General features: G+C 47.8%; 15 protein-coding genes. 8 read left to right on the top strand and 7 right to left on the bottom strand.

What is annotated here, in order from left to right; genetic code table 11:
• The first annotated feature begins 431 nt into the window (after window positions 1–431).
• Genes MHB85_RS29360 through cydC form a run of 4 tightly spaced genes read left to right on the top strand, consistent with a single transcriptional unit; the run spans window position 432 to window position 6,629 of the window.
• Entirely contained in the window at window positions 432–1,847 is a 1,416-nt protein-coding gene (locus MHB85_RS29360; protein ID WP_091012627.1) for a cytochrome ubiquinol oxidase subunit I, read from the top strand.
• Window positions 1,792–2,847: a cytochrome d ubiquinol oxidase subunit II gene (cydB, locus tag MHB85_RS29355; RefSeq protein ID WP_256974918.1), complete on the top strand. Its 1,056-nt coding sequence runs from the start codon at window positions 1,792–1,794 to the stop codon at window positions 2,845–2,847. The genes MHB85_RS29360 and cydB overlap by 56 nt, the downstream gene beginning before the upstream one ends.
• 1 nt (window position 2,848) lies before the next feature.
• The gene (gene cydD / locus MHB85_RS29350; RefSeq protein ID WP_091012631.1) at window positions 2,849–4,765 is read left to right on the top strand and encodes a thiol reductant ABC exporter subunit CydD; all 1,917 of its coding nucleotides are present in this window, start codon (window positions 2,849–2,851) and stop codon (window positions 4,763–4,765) included.
• Window position 4,766: 1 nt separating this feature from the next.
• Complete coding sequence (gene cydC / locus MHB85_RS29345) at window positions 4,767–6,629, top strand: thiol reductant ABC exporter subunit CydC (RefSeq protein ID WP_341074096.1); 1,863 nt, start codon at window positions 4,767–4,769, stop codon at window positions 6,627–6,629.
• A 176-nt stretch (window positions 6,630–6,805) separates the two neighbouring features.
• Here the strand turns inward: cydC and MHB85_RS29340 are convergent, their stop codons facing one another.
• On the bottom strand, window positions 6,806–7,837 hold the full coding sequence (locus tag MHB85_RS29340) for a LacI family DNA-binding transcriptional regulator (protein WP_105600660.1): 1,032 nt from the start codon (window positions 7,835–7,837) through the stop codon (window positions 6,806–6,808).
• Window positions 7,838–8,328: 491 nt separating this feature from the next.
• Here MHB85_RS29340 and MHB85_RS29335 point away from each other — a divergent pair, with 491 nt between their 5' ends.
• The 3 genes from MHB85_RS29335 (at window position 8,329) to MHB85_RS29325 (ending at window position 11,522) form a co-directional block, all read left to right on the top strand.
• Complete coding sequence (locus MHB85_RS29335; protein WP_341074095.1) at window positions 8,329–9,672, top strand: ABC transporter substrate-binding protein; 1,344 nt, start codon at window positions 8,329–8,331, stop codon at window positions 9,670–9,672.
• Between the two features lie 138 nt (window positions 9,673–9,810).
• The gene (locus MHB85_RS29330) at window positions 9,811–10,704 is read left to right on the top strand and encodes a carbohydrate ABC transporter permease (RefSeq protein WP_076320327.1); all 894 of its coding nucleotides are present in this window, start codon (window positions 9,811–9,813) and stop codon (window positions 10,702–10,704) included.
• Entirely contained in the window at window positions 10,704–11,522 is an 819-nt protein-coding gene (locus MHB85_RS29325) for a carbohydrate ABC transporter permease (protein ID WP_091012639.1), read from the top strand. Before MHB85_RS29330 ends, MHB85_RS29325 begins: the two co-directional genes overlap by 1 nt.
• A gap of 94 nt (window positions 11,523–11,616) precedes the next feature.
• Here the strand turns inward: MHB85_RS29325 and MHB85_RS29320 are convergent, their stop codons facing one another.
• The 3 genes from MHB85_RS29320 to MHB85_RS29310 all read right to left on the bottom strand — a co-directional run bounded on the left by MHB85_RS29320 (window position 11,617) and on the right by MHB85_RS29310 (window position 13,889).
• Window positions 11,617–12,576: an MraY family glycosyltransferase gene (locus tag MHB85_RS29320; protein ID WP_036613004.1), complete on the bottom strand. Its 960-nt coding sequence runs from the start codon at window positions 12,574–12,576 to the stop codon at window positions 11,617–11,619.
• Between the two features lie 121 nt (window positions 12,577–12,697).
• Complete coding sequence (locus MHB85_RS29315; protein WP_091012641.1) at window positions 12,698–13,510, bottom strand: hypothetical protein; 813 nt, start codon at window positions 13,508–13,510, stop codon at window positions 12,698–12,700.
• Window positions 13,511–13,565: 55 nt separating this feature from the next.
• Window positions 13,566–13,889: an ArsR/SmtB family transcription factor gene (locus tag MHB85_RS29310; protein WP_244661071.1), complete on the bottom strand. Its 324-nt coding sequence runs from the start codon at window positions 13,887–13,889 to the stop codon at window positions 13,566–13,568.
• A 162-nt stretch (window positions 13,890–14,051) separates the two neighbouring features.
• On the opposite strand from MHB85_RS29310, the gene MHB85_RS29305 reads away from it, so the two are divergent.
• Complete coding sequence (locus MHB85_RS29305; RefSeq protein ID WP_091012644.1) at window positions 14,052–14,441, top strand: nuclear transport factor 2 family protein; 390 nt, start codon at window positions 14,052–14,054, stop codon at window positions 14,439–14,441.
• Window positions 14,442–15,029: 588 nt separating this feature from the next.
• Here MHB85_RS29305 and gntK read toward each other — a convergent pair.
• The 3 genes from gntK to MHB85_RS29290 all read right to left on the bottom strand — a co-directional run bounded on the left by gntK (window position 15,030) and on the right by MHB85_RS29290 (window position 18,585).
• The gene (gene gntK / locus MHB85_RS29300) at window positions 15,030–16,580 is read right to left on the bottom strand and encodes a gluconokinase (RefSeq protein WP_341074094.1); all 1,551 of its coding nucleotides are present in this window, start codon (window positions 16,578–16,580) and stop codon (window positions 15,030–15,032) included.
• Window positions 16,581–16,870: 290 nt separating this feature from the next.
• Window positions 16,871–17,698 (bottom strand): carbohydrate ABC transporter permease, encoded by an 828-nt coding sequence (locus MHB85_RS29295; protein WP_341074093.1) that lies wholly within the window; start codon window positions 17,696–17,698, stop codon window positions 16,871–16,873.
• Window positions 17,699–17,718: 20 nt separating this feature from the next.
• Window positions 17,719–18,585, bottom strand: coding sequence for a carbohydrate ABC transporter permease (locus MHB85_RS29290; protein WP_091013252.1), 867 nt, complete (start codon window positions 18,583–18,585; stop codon window positions 17,719–17,721).
• Between the last annotated feature and the right edge of the window lie 105 nt (window positions 18,586–18,690).

The raw sequence follows: 18,690 nt of genomic DNA, 5'->3' as shown, positions 1-18,690 counted from the left end.
TCATTCGTTCTGCATGTACTTCATGCTTTCACTTCATATGTAAAGCCCTCACGGTACTTCGCATGATATGCCTGAGACTAACATATGGGCATTCCGTCCCAAACATGAGTATCTTCCATGAATAGATGAAGTAGGCAAGCCATTATAGAGCTTCCCTAAGCTCCAATCCTCCATTTTGGCTTCATTCCACGTTCTCGATACTGAAAAAAAGATATTTGAATTCGCACTACAATAGGCTGATTTTTATCTTTTGTGTGACCAGGATCACTTTTTTTTGCTCTGGAGACGGAGATTGTGATAATTATCACATGTATAAAATAGGGAATCTGGCACAATACGTTCATCAACGTATTTGGCGGACAGACAGCGAAGGTGCAGCTTCAATGCCAGATACGCATACTGCGAAGTGAACAGAAAGAAGGGGTAACGGTATGGATCCGATTATGTTATCGCGTATCCAATATGCACTTACAACGATTTTCCATTTCTTTTTTGTCCCGCTATCCATCGGTCTTGTACTGTTGGTTGCAATCATGGAGACGTTGTACGTTGTTAAGGGTAAGGAAATCTACAAAACGATGGCGAAGTTCTGGGGCAAGCTGTTCCTGATTAACTTTGCCGTCGGGGTAGTCACAGGTATTTTGCAAGAGTTTCAGTTCGGTATGAACTGGTCCGAGTACTCCCGATTTGTCGGGGACGTGTTCGGTGCGCCACTGGCTATTGAAGCGCTACTGGCGTTTTTTATGGAGTCTACATTTATTGGTTTGTGGATATTTGGATGGGATCGTTTGTCCAAAAAAGTGCACCTGGCCTGCATCTGGCTGGTGTTTGTCGGCACATTCCTGTCCGCGCTGTGGATTCTGGCAGCCAATTCATTTATGCAGCATCCGGTCGGGTTTGAGATTAACAACGGCCGAGCCGAGATGAATGATTTCTTTGCACTCATCACGAATGGTCAGTTGCTCGTCGAGTTCCCACATACGATTTTTGGGGCATTGATGACAGGGGCCTTTGTTGTAACCGGGATCAGTGCCTACAAATTAATGAAGAAGCAGGATGTGGAGATCTTCCGCAAATCGTTTAATATCGCGATCATTATCGCTCTTGTTTCTTCATTTGGTGTAGCTTTCTCTGGACACTTCCAGGCTCAATATCTCGTGGAGACACAGCCGATGAAGATGGCAGCCAGTGAAGGCACATGGACAACGACAGAAGATCCGGCACCATGGACGGTGGTCGCTTTTATCGATCCGGATAAACAGGAGAGTACGGGTGAGATCAAAATCCCTGGATTGCTCAGTTACCTGTCCTACAGCAAGTTCTCCGGTAGTGTCAAAGGCATGAAGGAACTGAATGCTGAGTATCAGCAGACGTATGGACCGGGGGACTACATCCCGCCGGTACGGACAACGTTCTGGAGTTTCCGTATTATGATCGCAGCGGGTGGTTTGATGATTGTGCTGGCTCTGTACGGTACGTTTCTGGCTGTGCGCAAGAAGCTGGAGGTCGCTGGAAAGTGGTTTATGCGTCTGATGGTATTTGCCATCTCCCTGCCGTTTATCGCCAATACATCAGGTTGGATCATGACCGAGGTTGGAAGACAGCCATGGACGGTATTTGGTTATATGACCACCGAGGCCGGGGTCTCACCGAACGTATCCGCAGGAATGATCCTGTTCTCCACGATTGCGTTCACAGCCGCGTATACGGTTCTTGGTATCGTGATGGTATACCTGTTCGTACGTGAGATCAAGGCAGGACCATTTGCGGTCGATAAGCCGGAAGATCACGATGAATCGGCCGATCCGTTCGGCGTGGATGGAGGTTATTCCGTTGTCACTAAGTGAGTTGTGGTTTTTGCTGATTGCCGTATTGTTTGTTGGTTTCTTCTTTTTGGAAGGTTTTGATTTTGGTGTGGGGATGTCTACAGGCATTATTGCCAAAACGGATCGTGAACGCCGGACCCTGATCAACTCGATTGGTCCGTTCTGGGATGGTAACGAAGTATGGCTGATTACAGCAGGGGGCGCAATGTTTGCTGCCTTCCCGCACTGGTATGCCACGATGTTCAGTGGTTTCTACCTGCCGCTTGTGGTCGTGTTACTCGGCTTGATTGGTCGCGGGGTTGCCTTCGAATTCCGCAGTAAAATGAAACAGCAGCGCTGGCGCAAAACATGGGATATCATCATTGTGGTATCCAGCGCTCTCCTGCCTTTCCTGTTCGGCGTAGTCTTTGCCACGTTCATGAAGGGTCTGCCCATTGATGGGGAGATGCAGTTGCGTGCAGGATTCCTCGATATTGTTAATCCGTACACCGTGATTGGTGGCTTGAGCGTAACGCTGTTGTGTCTCGTTCATGGATTGCTGTTTGCATCACTACGAACAGTTGGTGATCTAAGAGAGCGTGCCTTGAAGACAGCACAAAAATTGATGCTGCCGCTGGCTGCACTACTCGCTGTTTACGCGTTAATGACGTATTTCATGACGGATGTGTTCGCCGTACGGGGCTGGGCTCTTTGGATCATGGTTGTACTTGGCGCAGTCGCGCTTGCACTTGCGGCATACTTTGTTCGTCAGAAGCGTGAAGGCTGGGCTTTTGGTATGACTGGAGCAGTGATTGCAATTGCCTTTGCCTCGGTCTTTATTGGACTGTTCCCAAGAGTGATGGTGAGTTCCTTTGGAGCGGCATATGACCTGACTGTATACAACGCCGCATCCGGTGCGTATTCATTGAAAGTAATGACCATTGTAGCTTGCACATTGCTGCCGTTTGTTCTTGGCTATCAGATCTGGAGTTATTATATCTTCCGCAAACGTCTGAACGAGCAGCACCACCTGGAGTACTGATATGGGACGGGGGCTGCTGAAGCTGCCGGGCATCCGGCCAGTACTCGCGCTGGCATCAGCGCTGGTACTGTTACAGGCGATGACGATCATTATGCAAGCCAAATGGCTGGCACAGGCCATCACGGCATTGTTTGAAGGTTCATCCATAACGGAGCAGTACCCGGTACTGCTGTTGTTCCTGGCTGCTTTTGCCGCCCGCTACGCCCTATCCTTCTGGTTACAACTTGTGACTTCACGATATGCGGATAAGACAGGGACTGATCTGCGCAGACAGATGGTGGAGCAGTGGTTCAAACTTGGGCCGCGTTATGCCAAGACCGAGGGCACAGGGCATCTGGTTACACTGGCACGTGAGGGAACCGCTCAATACAAGACGTATCTCGAACTATTCATTCCTCGCATGCTGGGCATAGGATTCACACCCATCGTCATTTTGCTGTATGTGTTCAAGCTGGATATGATGTCCGGGGTTATTCTGATGCTGACACTACCAATCCTGATCGTGTTCATGATTCTGATTGGCCTCGCAGCTCAGCGGAAGATAGACGGACAATTCCGATCCTACAAAGCACTCGCTAACCATTTTGTTGATACCTTGCGTGGGCTGGAGACGCTAAAAACATTGGGACAGAGCAAAACACATGAAGGCTCCATTCGGCGGGTCAGTCAGCGGTATCGGAAGGCGACGATGTCCACCCTGCGTATGGCCTTCCTTTCTTCATTTGCACTCGATTTCTTCACCATGCTGTCCGTTGCTTCGGTGGCGGTTGGTCTGGGATTACGTCTGACGGAAGGGCATATGCTGCTTGGCCCTGCGTTGGCGGTACTGATTCTGGCACCCGAATATTTCCTGCCTGTACGTATGCTCGGCGCTGATTATCATGCCACATTGGACGGTAAGGAAGCCGGAGCGGCCATTAATCAGGTGATTGAACGGGGGAAAGCTGCTGAACGGAAACAGAAAGAAGCTTATGCAAACGTTGTTGCGCACGCGGACATGGCAGAGGATGGGACGGGACATGCATCATCGTTATCTTGGGGTAAAAGGAAAGCGGGCATTTCGACCATACGTGTCGTGTTGAACGATAAAACGGCTGCGGGACATCTTGCTCCTGATCCTGCTTCTGTTTCTACTATTCCTGAGCTTGTTTCTTCCGCTTCCTCAGTGTTCTCCTGGAATGAGAATAGCAGATTGGCTCTAACCGATGTACAGGTACGACATGATGATGAAGGTCCTTATTCGCTAAAGGATGTCACATTTCAGATCACAGGTCTTGGAAAAATCGGTATTATCGGTGCCAGCGGAGCAGGCAAGTCCACATTAATCGATGTATTGGCTGGTTTCCAGTTACCTACTTCGGGTCAAGTACTGGCTAACGGACAGCCGGTTACACCGGATATGCTCGAATCTTGGCGAAGACAGACGGCAGCTATCCCGCAGCATCCGTATATCTTTAGTGGAAGCCTGGCCGATAACGTTCGTTTCTACATGCCAGAGGCTTCGGATGCGGAGGTGGCCAAGGCCATTAGCGCAGCTGGATTAACCAAGCTGCTGTTCTCATTATCCGGTGGGCTACATGAGCTCATTGGGGCTGGTGGCAGACAGCTCAGTGGGGGGCAGGAGCAACGGGTGGCACTGGCAAGAGCTTTGCTTAGTCAACGAAACATCCTGTTGCTCGATGAACCGACAGCTCATCTGGATGTAGAGACAGAGTATGAACTGAAACAGACCATGCTGCCACTGTTTGAAGGCAAACTTGTATTTTTGGCTACCCATCGTCTGCATTGGATGCCGCATATGGATCGAATTATTGTCATGGACGGTGGCACAGTGGCAGAGACGGGAACACATCAGGAATTGCTGGCACGACAAGGTGTATATTATCAGATGATTCAGGCTCAGATGGAGGCGATATAAAATGAAGTCCGGATATGAACATATGGAGACCGTCCGTAACGGAAAAGAAAAAAATAGCTGGATCGCTCCGTATGTGGCACAGTACCGCTGGAGATTCATCGCAGTCATTGCGCTGGGTACATGCGCTGCCTTGTGTGCGGTACTGCTGCTGTTCACCTCCGGATTTCTGATCTCCAAGTCTGCGCTGCGTCCTGAAAATATTCTGATGGTGTATGTACCTATTGTCGGTGTACGTGCATTTGGGATATTTCGCGCCGTCTTTCGATATATCGAGCGATTGGCAGGACATGATGCCGTACTGCGTGTGTTGGCCGATCAACGGGTGAAGTTATATCGCATTCTGGAGCCACAGGCCCTGTTCCTGCGCTCTCGCATGCAGACCGGAGATGTACTCGGAGCACTCGCCGATGATGTGGAGCGGCTGCAGGATATCTATCTGCGTACAGTCTTCCCCGCCGTTACCGCACTTGTGATGTACGGTGGGGCTGTGATTGCTTTTGGCAGTGTTGATCTGGGATTTGCGCTGTGGATGGGCTTGTATATGTTATTTCTCATTGCCGTGTTACCTGCGATCACCCTGAAAGTGACGTGGAAATGGCGTGTACGGCTGAAAAAGGAAAACAGCAGGTTGTATACCCGTCTGACCGACGGTGTACTTGGACTGGGAGATTGGCTTGCAAGTGGACGAGCGGCCGAATTTGTTCAGCAGCAGGAAGAAGCGGAGGAACGGGTCGACGCGGTTCGTCGCAAGTTGCGGCGTTGGACACGCTGGCGTGATCTGATGGCCCAGTGCGTCATTGGCCTGCTGGTGGTATCGGTTACGTTATGGGCCGGAAACGCCGCTTCTGTCGGGCAATTACCTGCCGTGATGATTGCTGCTTTTGTATTGGTGTTATTTCCGCTCACGGAAACACTTCTGCCTGTAGGGGATGCGGTGGAGCATCTTCCACAGTATCGAGAATCACTGGATCGCTTGAAGCAGCTCGAAGGGAAAGGGTATCTTCCGGGGCAGAATGGAGCGAATGATGTTGATGGAACGGGCGACTCGGACAGACGAATTCGTCTACGCATTCCACCCAAAATCAGAGCAGACATCGAGATTAATCGCGTAAGTTACCGTTATGCAGCGGATGATTCCTACGCCGTACATGATGTATCCCTTCATCTGCCACAAGGCAAACGATTAGCCATTCTTGGACGAAGCGGCGGTGGCAAATCGACATTGTTGAAGCTGATTCAGGGGGCATTACTTCCGTCTGCGGGGAAAGTTCTGATCAATAATATGCCTGTGCAGACCTTGGGTGAGAGTGTCACTGATGTCATCGCAGTGCTGAACCAGAGCCCACACCTGTTCGACACCACTGTAGCCAATAATATTCGGATTGGTCGTCCACATGCAACGGATGAGGAGATTCGTCAGGTGGCCGCCCAGGTAGGTTTATCCGGTCTGATCGAATCTTTGCCGCAGGGATATGATACGCCAATGCTGGAGACGGGTTTGCGTTTCTCCGGTGGGGAAAGACAACGGATCGCTCTGGCCCGGGTACTGCTTCGGGAGACACCTGTTATTATATTGGATGAACCAACCGTAGGGCTTGATCCGGTGACGGAACGCGAGTTGATGCGGACCATTCTGGACAGCTTGCAAGGCAAAACGATGATCTGGGTCACCCATCACCTGATTGGTGCGGAACAGATGGACGAACTTATTTTTATGGAAAATGGACAGATTGCCATGCAGGGTTCTCACGAACAATTGCTGGCTGGAGAAGAGCGATACCGCCGTCTCATCGAACTCGATCGACCCGGATGGTCTGACTTGCAGACAGTAGAGGGCAAGCTGCCTACTGCCGCTTCCAGATAGCAGGAACTTTCCCGGTATAACCATGATCTCAGAGTCGGGACTGTCCGTTCACTCAGCATCGCAAATGGGAGCGGATAGTGTGTCTCAGGTTTATTAAAACAAAATAACACAAACACGGGATGTCCCCTGTCATATTCATGACTATGGGACATCCCCTTTTTGCTTCTTGGTAACGCTCAGATTTCCTGTGCCAGCAGCATGGCTGTGCCACAGGATTGACGCACAACCAGTTCCGGCTCTACTTTAATGCAACGATTATCCATTTGTTTGTTCATCAGATCGAACAGAATCATGGCAGCAAGGCGTCCAATTTTATCCGTATCCTGCTTGACGGTTGTTAGCGCTGGATCGGTATAACGGCAGGCTTCGATGTCGTCACAACCTGCCACAGCTATATCTTCTGGAATGCGTAACCCCACTTCCTTAAAGGCGCGAATAGCTCCAAAGGCAAGTAGATCTGTGGCTGCAAACACGGCACGTGGCAGAGTCTTGCAGGCAAGCATTTTCTTGGCCGCTTCGTATCCATCCGCTGCGGCATAATCTTTGCTGTATACAACCCACTCGGGCTTTTCATCAAGACTAAACTGATTTAGTGAACGTTTGAAAGCCATCTCTCTCTGTTGCATCACAAGAGAGGCGCGCTCCAGCCCGATAAAACCAACTTCTCGATAACCGTTCATATAAAATTGTTCTACAACTTTGGTTGAGATCTTATCGTTATCGGACATGATGTAACAGGAGCTTTGTCCTGTTAGTTCGATATCTATTCCGATACAAGGAATCGGGCTGGCATCCAGGTCAAATATACTGCTCTCGACTTCATCCCCCGCAATAATAATACAGCCATCCACTTGAAAATACTTGGATCTCGCCAAGTAGTCCTCACCCTGATCCAGAAACTTCTCATTTGAGAAGAAGAGTAGATCGTATCCAAGCAAGCCAATTTGTTTCTTAAACGCATTGATAACCTGTACGAAGAAAGGGTGGCTGAAATCCACGTTCAGCTTCCCTGCAAACACAACGCCAACGAGGCTGGATTTTTTGGTTGCCAGTGTTTTGGCTGAAGAAGATGGACGATAGCCTGTCTCTTCCATAATTTTAAGCACACGCTGGCGCGTTTCCTCGCTAATATCTGGATAGTTATTGATAATCTTGGACACCGTGGCTACAGACACGCCGGCTAAACTCGCTATCGTTTTGATATTCATAAACATCCCTCGGATTCCTAAACTAGTTTCGTAAACTGGGGCTGTATCGGTTTTTTTGCTTTCTTGCAAGTATTCTATGCTACAAAGACCGGAGAGTCAACAGAAGAAAGGAGGGAATCACACTTGAAATAATATGCATCCATAGGTTTGAAGCGATCAAAGAGGTTTGTTGCGAAAATAAAGGCTAATTTTAGCTCATAATCTTAATTGTTTTACAGATTTCGAGTCCATTTAAAGGAATATCGGGTTATCTGGGACTGTACATGAAATCATGTCATGTGCTGTGTTTCGTAACTTTCGTAACTGTTGTAAAGGTTACCTTGACTTCAACGTATACAGCAATAAATAAAGCTTTTATCAAGCGGGTTGGAGTATGGGAATCAATAAAACAAAATGACTATTTACAAAATAAAGATCTGAAGTCATAATAAGGGTGGAATTAACGAAACTGATTTCGTAGATTTAATTCAAAAATTTGGGGGACAACGAAAATGAAGAAAATGACTTTAGCCATTGTACTTGTAACCGCTTTATTATGTGTGCTCGCCGCTTGTAGTAACAGCTCTTCGGAATCAGAAGGAACTCAGGCTACAGACAGCAGTAAAAAAGTTACCTTGAAGATCATTCACTGGCAGCAAGAGAATATTAACAACTACATCAAAGAGTTTAATACGAAATTTGAAGCGAAATATCCGGACGTAAAGGTGGAATATACTACGGTTCCGGCAGACGCGACTTACGATCAGTTGATGCAAACACGAATGAACGCCGGAAGTAATGGGGACGTAGATATCATTCCACTCAAATCAAGCTTTGTAGGCGCTCCGCAGGAATGGTCCAGTGGTGCTGCTGATCCGATGTGGAAGCAATGGATCGATGCCGGGTTAATTAGTGATCTGTCAGATCAATCTTTTATCAAAAACTACAATGAAGCGGATGTACAGAACGCAATGACGTATAACGATAAGGTGTACGGTGTAAACATGGGCAAGGTGGCATTCACAGGACTGTTCTACAATAAGGAACTCTTCGCAAAATATAATCTGGAGATCCCTACAACCTGGGATGAATTGCAACATGTTATCAAAGTGTTCAAAGACAATGGTGTCGAAGCGCTGGGTCTGGCGGGTAAAGATGTATGGCCAATAGGTCTTGCAGTGCAAGGGCTCCAGGCCTCTATTCATGAAGATCAGCTTGCTTATATCAAAGGTCTATGGACTGGTGAAACCAAGCTGACTGATCCGGTTCAACTTGAAGTCTTGCAGAAATCCCAGGATCTGATGAACAATGCAATGCCTGGTTTCATGGGTATTGACTACGGAACATTGCCCAGTTTGTTCGCTACAGGCAAGGTGGCTATGATTGCTGACGGCACTTGGGATGCAACAACAATTCAAACGGCCAACCCTGATCTGAAGTTTGGATATTTTCCAATTCCAGGTAGCAATGATGCAGCCCAGAACAAAAATCTGGCGGGTAAATACGATATGACCTGGATGGTGGTGGATAACTCACCGAACAAGGATTACGCAATGAAATGGCTAGATATGTTATCGGAGAAAGAGAACTACACGGAATTTGTGAATGCAGCCGGCTTCCTGCCCACACAGCCTGATGTGGAGATGACAAGTGAGTTTATCCAAGGCATTCAGCCTTACCTGGAGGACTTTAAACTTTCTTGGGATCAGTTGTTCATTAACCGTCAGAATGTAGGACAGTACATTTCGGAGGCCAGCGTTCACGCAGAGATGCTCAAGCCAGCCGGACCGATTGCAACACCGGGAGAGCTTGCAGGTAAATCCCAAGCGGACTGGGATGCTGCTGCTCCAAAGTAGTTCATAATCATTCATATTCATGGCACAAGTTGGCCGTATGCGCCGGAATAGCGCTCGGGTCTGAGCCCTCAGGCCAGACAAGGCTGTTATTCCGGTTTTCTTATGTCTTAGTTTTACCCCATGAAAGGTGTGAGGACGATGTATCCGTTTGGGAAAGGTAAGGCAAGACTGATTCCTTATCTGTATTTAAGCATTCCGTTGTTACTTTATGTCGTGTTTGGCTTCGGTCCATCACTTGTAACGATACTGTTTTCGTTTACAGATGCTACTGGTGTTCGGGGCCAGGAATGGAGCTTTATCGGCTTTGAAAACTATAAAACATTTTTTGGTGCATCCAATGCTGGAGACCGAATGGATGCTATTGGGCGATCCTTATACTTTGCGTTTGCTGTTGTGATCATACAAAATGCAGTGGGTTTGTTTATAGCGATTTTGATCAATAAAAAGCTTAGAGGCGATAAATTATATCGCGCGGTATTCTTTTTGCCAGTGGTGCTGGGGGTTACTGTGTCTGGACTCATTTGGCAACTCGTTGCAAATCCGCTGGGCGGACCAGCCCAATCCTTTCTGAATTTCTTTGGTACCAGTTCCAACTTTTTTGGCGATTATAATATCGCCTTTGAACTGATTATTTTTGTTCAAATCTGGATGTACATGGGTTACTCCATGACGATTTTTCTTGCAGGTCTGCAGTCCATTCCGAGCGATCTGTATGAGGCGGGTTACATGGATGGTGCTTCGGGATGGAAAGCATTTACGAACATTACATTCCCCATGATTGCTCCTGCATTCACGGTTAACATGCTCTTGTCTATCATAGGGGCATTGCAAACCTTTGATATTATCTATGTACTTACAGGCGGCAAGTTCAATACAACGACGCTTGCGTTTGATGTTTATGCTACAGCATTTGGCACAGGAACGGCTGATTACGGTTTGGCTTCTGCTGTCGCGATGATTCAGTTCCTCTTTGTATTTACCATATCGATGGTCGCTTTATTCTACCTTCGCAGAAGAGAGGTGGAAGCGTAATGAAACAGAGCCAAACGTCCAGAATGGTCAGCTACGTCATCGTTCTGCTCATGCTTGCGTTGTACGTTTTTCCTCTATTCTATCTGTTCAATGTATCCATGAAGACACAGACAGAGTATCTGCTCAATCCTGTAGCTCTTACCGAAGGGATCCGGCTTGAAAACTTTTCCGAAGCATGGAACAAAGGGAACTTCTCTCAGTATATGTGGAACAGTGTGCTCTATACAGGGATGTCCACCCTGCTGACGTTGATTTTATCTATATTTGCTGCATTCCCGCTCGCACGCAGATATGTTAAATTCAGCACACTCATTTATATTTTCTTTCTGATTTCCATGTACCTTCCCAACCCGCTCATTCCGCAGTTTTCCCTGATCAATAATCTGGGTCTCTACAACACCCAAATCGGGTACATCTTATTGAAGACGACAGGTACGGGCATTGCCTTTCTCATGTTTGTGGGTTATATCAAGTCAATATCGCGTGAACTGGATGAGGCGGCGGCCATGGACGGGAGTGGATATACACGTTATCTGTTTACTATCCTTGTTCCGTTAATGAAACCGATCCTGGCAACAGGTATTATTCTTACCGCGATTGGTGTATGGAACGATATTATCGGGCCGACCATTTATTTATCTGATCCGAATTATCAGCCGGTAACCAAAGGACTCTTTACATTTTATGGACAGTACATGAACAACTGGCCGCTGCTCGCCTGTGGCATTCTGATTGTTACCTTGCCACTGGTTGTCCTGTATGTTGCTTTGCAACGTTTCATTGTTGGAGGTGCTATGGCAGGGGCTGTTAAATCGTAAGTTAGAATCACTCAGCTTTCCAAAAAAACATCATAAGAAAGCCACCCTCAACGCAATGAAGGTGGCTTCTATTATTTTCAACGTTATTTTGGTTTTATAACTCCACTAACATCAGAATAATGGAGGATAGACACAGACATGTGCTGACTAGATACAGTACACCCACCACCTGATTTTGATTCAATCCTGCACGCAGCAGTCGATAATGGGCTTGACTCGCATCGGCCTGGTAGATCGCTTTACCTTGAATGAAACGTTTGATAACGACAAAGATGTTGTCGAAGATCGGTACACCCAGCGCCAGAATTGGAATGAAGATGGACAACATGGTTGCTTGTTTAAATGCACCGTCCAGAGCGATAACCGCCAGAATGAAGCCAAGGAACGTAGCGCCTGCATCACCCATGAACACTTTGGCAGGAGCTTTGTTGTACTTCAGATAACCAATCGTTACACCGACCAGAATGATCGACATGAGTGCGGAATCACTTTGACCTTTGGCAAGCGCCACGATGAACAGGGTAATTGCCGAGATGGCCGATAACCCGCCAGCCAGTCCGTCCATGCCGTCCGAGAAGTTGATGACTGTTGTCACCCCGAAGATCCACAGGATCGTGAGAATGAATTGCAGCCAGATTGGAAGCATGACATACTCCGCGTTGAAGGGATTCACAAATCCGGTGAACGCAATGCCAGAAGCAAATACGAGTACTGCCGCAGAGACCTGTACGAGCATTTTGGGCAGGGCAGGAAAATCTTTGCCTTTTGTTTTGTACCAGTCGTCGACGGTACCAATCGTTAGCAAAAGCATACCACCAGCGACCAGTGCCGCTGTTTCCCATGTGATTTCTTTCGTCAGAGCAATGTATGTCAGGAAAAATCCAGTAAATATCGCGTAACTCGCCGTGAGCGGGATAGGTTGCCTGTGTAGCTTACGCTCCACATCTTCCCGAGGCTTGTCCACAAAATCGAGCCGGTGAGCCAGTCGACCAAGCGGCGGAATAAGCAGAACCACGACAGCAAAAGACACTATAAAAGCCAGTATGTATACCATAAACTCGCTTGTTTCACTCCCATCTACCAATTTCCCCTTATTATACGAGTTAAACAGGAAATCTGTCGATGTCATTATTGTAACCAGACGTACGCAAAGGTGAGCAAAAGTTCAGGTTTTATCACATTTGAGGAAGATAGGAGCCAAAATAATGTTTTACGGCTTCTGCCTGATATCCATCATCACCTTGCCAGGTTGCTGCAAAAACAAAATCGCTGGAACCACCCTTGCGTTTTCTCGGTTTATCTCCAGGAACCAATATTCCGGCTGCCGCCCAGATTTCCAGCAGGGCATCCCGCTCCTGTTTGCTGGAAGGCAAGATATCTTTCCACTTTTTCTCCAGTGAACGTGCACTGTCCTTGGGGTCTTCCGTCTGAGCTGCTTCAAGCAGCTTTACAAGGATAGCTTGGTCTTCAGGGGTTACTTCATAGCTTGTATCGTTGTCCTTACGCAGTAATTCCAGATCCATCAGGCAATAGATAAGCCAACCGTGACGCACGCCGCCCCACTTGATCCGTTCAAAATTAAGGACGTTTAAGTCGACGTTGGAATATTCCTTGTCTGACTGCAAACGCAGGAAGTTACAATCCCCACAGGCACTGGTGTTAGGGTGAAGGGCAGGTCGTTCCGCATAGGTGTGTAAAGGCATGTGCGATGTTAAAGCCCAGCTGGATAATGCGCTGCGTAGATAGACTTTTTTGGTGGACAGACTATGTAGAAATGCCGAAATCACCCGTTCCTTAAACGAGTCATCCTGATGCATGTCGTACAGACGCTGGACAATCTCGTCATGCGTGATCGTGAGTGGATCGAACATAACACCTTTGCTTTTGGCATATTCAAATTCATCTCCAGAGAAGGGTAGAGAGGTTGTTTTCCAGCCACCACCTCCCCAGAAGGTACTCAGCAGTATCTTTGCTGCCTTTTTGTCCATATGGTTAGCCTCCTTTATGGGAATTGCGATCATCATTTGTTTATCCCAGACCTGCTTACTTTAATGTCACGTATTCCTCGGTTGTATTCAGAATCATCTCGACGAGGCCTGGAAAACGTACGTTTAGTTCTTCCTTTCGTAGGGAGTAAAAGTGCTGTTTACCTTCAATGCGCGGCTGGATCACGCCAGCTTCACGTAAAATCTTGATGTGATGGGACAACGTGGATTTGGAAATATGGTCTACTTCGAAGGCGGAACAGTTTTTCTCGCCAGAGCTGGCCAGACAGTGTGCAATTTTCATACGGATCGGATCGCCCAATGCATTGCAGACCGTGGTCAGCTTCAATTCCGAAGCCATAGGTATCGTTGGAGTTCTCATATCTTGACGTTAGCATATTCGGCTTCCTCTTTCAATGTTTGAAAAAAATCGAACTGTCTCTTGCGGGCAGTATAAGAAGTATGTTACATTTCTTTTCAGTTAGTTCGAAAATGTTCGAACTGAAAGATTGGAAAATGGCTTTTTATTCTAGGAGGAATATAAATGAGTACTATAAGTACCACTACACTGTTGAACAACTATTTCCGTTTATTTGATGCTTCACGTACAGACGAGCGCGCCATGCAGGACTTATTGTCTCTGTTTACACCGGACGCAGAGATTGTGCTTAACGGCACCAGCAGATCAGGGTTCGATGGTTTCCTGAAAGCTTTCTACGAATACAATAAGGACGTAAAACATATGTGGGACGGTTGGGTGGAACAGCCTGACGGCAGCTACCAAACCAACTGGGCGGTATGCGGACAAGCGGCAGACGGAACGGTATATGCCAAAGCAGGCATTGATATCGCGCGTGTAAATGATGCGGGCCAGATTTTGTATCTGGAGAATGTACAGGCCGACCAGAATGCGTTCAGCAAGTATAATCAGTAACAGCGGAGTGTAAATATGAGAAATTGAAATGGTTAGAAACGAAGCTCCACAGTCTTTAAGCTGTGTGGCTTTTTTGTGTATATTTAGCTAGTTTGAAAGGCGCTGAGGTGGGGGGATTCATTTATCGAATAGCGCAATTTCCTCAAGATAATTGGTACACAAAAACAGTCTGTGAAGATCTGATTTGTAAATGAAAAAGACCCTCCCGCATGTCCAAAACATGGCGGGAGGGTCCTCGTAAACGTGTATAAAACTAGTCGTTAGAGTCGAATGTTAATCTGAGCCGGATGTAGCTTAGGAGATGGTGATTTCCTTTGTATTAACGTTGTTTGGTCACTTTTAACGGACCAGACGCACGCTATTGGAAGGTATTTCGTGAATTCAAGATTCTAACGAAACACAGACACGTTAAAAGGCTACATGTTCAGATATTTTGCAGTTTTGTGCCCATGTAATCCGATATTAGGTGGCTCAGGTTCGTTAGATTTTGAAAACATGCTAAAAGTTTCAAATAAGACGTCTACGATTCGTTAGCGTATTCCATGTTCAACGTTTTGAATCTCCGACGTGTAACATCCCACGCCTTCCCTACCCCTGCATCGTCTTATTCTGAAAAGCAGCGATATCCGCATACTCTTCTTCGAATTTGCGGGAGATGCGGATGAAGATGGGCAGCAACTCCCGATAAACACGGACACTGTCCGGGTCAGGCTGGTGCCGGTGCGTTGATCCGATCATGCCGGAGACGGCACTTAGGGAATCGATGCGGCCCAGAGCATACAAGCCCAGTACGGCTGCGCCGAGGCAGGAGCTTTCGATACTTTCGGGGATGATGACATCCTGATCGAAAATATCGGCCATCATCTGGCGCCACAACTCAGAGCGGGCGAAGCCGCCAGTTGCCTGAATTTTTTTTGGACGACCGATCTTTTCTTCAATCGCCAGCATGACCGTGTACAGGTTAAACAACACACCTTCGAGGGCAGCGCGAATCATATGTTCTTTCTTATGATGCAGCGTCAGGCCAAAAAACGAGCCGCGTGCGTTCGGATTCCAGAGCGGAGCCCGCTCACCTGTCATGTACGGATGGAACAAGAGACCCTCCGAACCCGGAGGTACATTTTCGGCAACACGAGTGAGCACCTCATACGGATCGATACCAAGTCTTTTCGCAGTCTCCACCTCGGAAGCCGCAAACTCGTCCCGAATCCAGCGGAAAATAACACCGCCGTTATTGACTGGTCCGCCAATGACCCAGGCATCCTCCGTGAGCGCATAACAGAAGAAGCGTCCTTTTGGATCGGTCACCGGTTTATCTACGACTGTGCGAATCGCTCCACTGGTACCAATGGTCACGGCCACGACGCCCGGATCAATGGCGTTAACGCCCAGATTGGAGAGTACGCCATCACTGGCCCCGATGACAAACGGTGTGGTGACCGCAATGCCCATCTCCTTGGCGTACTCCGGGTTCAATCCATGTTTCAGCACATGTGTGGTTGGGACCAATTGGGACAGGTGTTCCGGCGTAATGCCCGCCACATGCAGCGCTTCTGCATCCCAGTCGAGTTTCTCCAGATTCATGAGTCCGGTGGCGGAGGCCATCGAGTGGTCAATGACGTATTCAGAAAATAATTTATAGAACACATATTCTTTCATGGATATGAATTTGTACGTCTGTCTGAACAGTTCCGGTTGATCCCGAGTGAGCCACATGATCTTGGTGAGTGGGGACATCGGATGAATGGGCGTACCTGTTCTCAGATAGATTTCGTGGCCATTCATCTCGGATTTGAGTGCTTCGGTCCACTCGGCACTGCGATTATCTGCCCATGTCATGGCTCGCATCAGCGGTTTGCCGTGTTGATCGACTGGCAGAATACTGTGCATGGCTGAACTGAAGGATACAAACAGGATGTCCTCTGGCTTCACTCCCGCTTTGGACGTGGCCTGTTTAACGGATTCGATGACTGCTTTGAAAATATCTTCCGCATCCTGCTCCGCAATCGCAGGTGTGGGGGTGTGCAGCGGATAATCGGCACTGCCTTGAGCCACAATGGTTCCGTTCTGTTCGAACAAGACGGCCTTGGTGGAGGTCGTGCCGATATCTACGCCGATCATATAGGGTGAAGAAGCCATTTTGTCATCCCTCTTTCTTAAATATATAAGTGAAAGAATGCTGTTACACGTTAACACTTCGGGTACAAAAAGCCTTCCGATCGCGTAAATGCGAAGTATATGCTTTCGAAGTAGCTTTCCTTCAGAAAGCTTTTAATTCCATTTCTTCAGGCCCTTTCTGTTCCCTTCGTGCACGTGACGCTATTCATCCAACTTATATGACATCTGTTATTTCATCTATAGTTAAGAATATCAGACTTGAGGGATGGATCAAAATGGAGCAGATTACGTCGATCTCGATTACATCATCCTTAATCCTTCACCGCTCCTGCGGCAATATCCGAAATAAACTGGCGGCTGATGAACAGGAACATAACGATGAGTGGAATGACGGCAAGCAACGTACCCGCGATAACCATGGCATAGTCTGTGTTATACAACCCGTTCAATTGAGACAACGCAATCTGCAACGTATATTTGCGTTCATCCGTCAGGACGATCAAAGGCCACAGATAATCATTCCATACGCCGATAAAAGTGAACGCGCCGAGGAAAGCAAAGGCAGGTCGCAGAATTGGCAGCGCTACGTTCCAATAGAGCCGGAAGAAATTACAGCCGTCGATGCGGCCTGCATCCAGCAGATCGTTTGGAATCGACTCTGTCGCATACTGGCGAATCCAGAAGATGCCGAAGGCGTTCACCATGCCGGGAATAATGAGGGCTTTGAAGGAACCGACCCAACCGAACGTTGCCATCAGTACGAAGGAAGGCACCAGCGACAGCTGGGAAGGTACCATCATGGTCGCGAGCAGCAGGATGAAGAGCCATTTTTTGCCGGGAAATTCAAACTTCGCAAACGCAAACCCCGCCAGTGAGTCAAAAAACAGTACAAGTATGGTCACGAGGCCCGACACAAACAACGTATTCAGAAAGGCGCCCCAGAAATCAATTTGCTGCAATACCCGCGTAATATTATTCCATAGCTCACCCCCGAACCAGAGCTGCGGTGGGAACTTGTAGATATCGGACGTTGTCCGGGTAGACATTACAATCAGCCAATAGAACGGGAATATGGATATGAGCATGCCCCCGATAAGACCGGTATACAACACCAGCGATTTGAGGTGTTTGGTCGCCATGAGCGCTCCCCCTTATCACATCAGGATGATTTGCCTTGAACAAGCTTCCAGTTCACAATCGAGAACAGGGCGATAATGAGGAACATGCCCCAACCAACGGCAGCGCCATAGCCGAAGTAATTGTTAATGAAGGATTCACGGTAGAGGTACAATACAATCGTCATGCCTGCTGCACCAGCGCCGCCATCATTACCTACCAATACTTGCGGCTCGGTGAACAGCTGCATTCCGCCTATCGTTGATGTAATGACCGTAAACAGGATTACAGGGCGCAGCATCGGAATCGTAATTCGGAAAAAGGACTGTATCGCTGATGCGCCGTCAATCTTGGCCGCTTCGTATAATGTCTGCGGGATACTTTGTAGCCCGGCCAGATAGATGACAGCGTTATATCCGGTCCAGCGCCAGACCACCATGGAGGAGATTGCAACTTTGATGCCCCATGGTGCATTAAGCCATTCCACAACAGGTAGCCCGACCGACTGCAACAGATAATTGAGAAAGCCATAATTGTTGGCAAATAAAGCACCGAAGATAATGGCTACCGCTACGATGGACGTGACGTTTGGCAGGAAATAACCGACCCGAAATAATGTACGGAACTTCACAAAGGGTGCATGCAGCAGAAAGGCAATAATCAGGGCGAAGAAGAGCATCGGAATCGTCGAATAGATCCAGATCATGAACGTGTTGCCCACGGCTTGCCAGAACTCGGCATCGGTCAGCATGTATTTGAAGTTGTTGAACCCGTTGTACGTCATGACACCGATGCCATCCCATTTATGAAAAGCCAGATAGAGTGAGAATCCAATCGGGAACAGGCCAAATACCGCAAACAGAATATAAAACGGCGATATTGCAACATAAAGTGCACGATGCTCCCACATTCTCGCCCATAGTGACTTCTGCCGATCCAGATCAGGTCTTGCATTTCCGGGATCGGGAGTAAGACGAGGTTCAGTTACAGCCATATGAATTCCTCCTTTGCGGAT

Origin of the sequence: Paenibacillus sp. FSL K6-4396 (assembly GCF_038002525.1) — a bacterium.
GTDB classification, from domain to species: Bacteria; Bacillota; Bacilli; order Paenibacillales; family Paenibacillaceae; genus Paenibacillus; species Paenibacillus amylolyticus_B.
The sequence above is the reverse complement of the archived record's forward strand: the minus strand, read 5'-3'. Positions and strand labels throughout refer to the sequence as shown.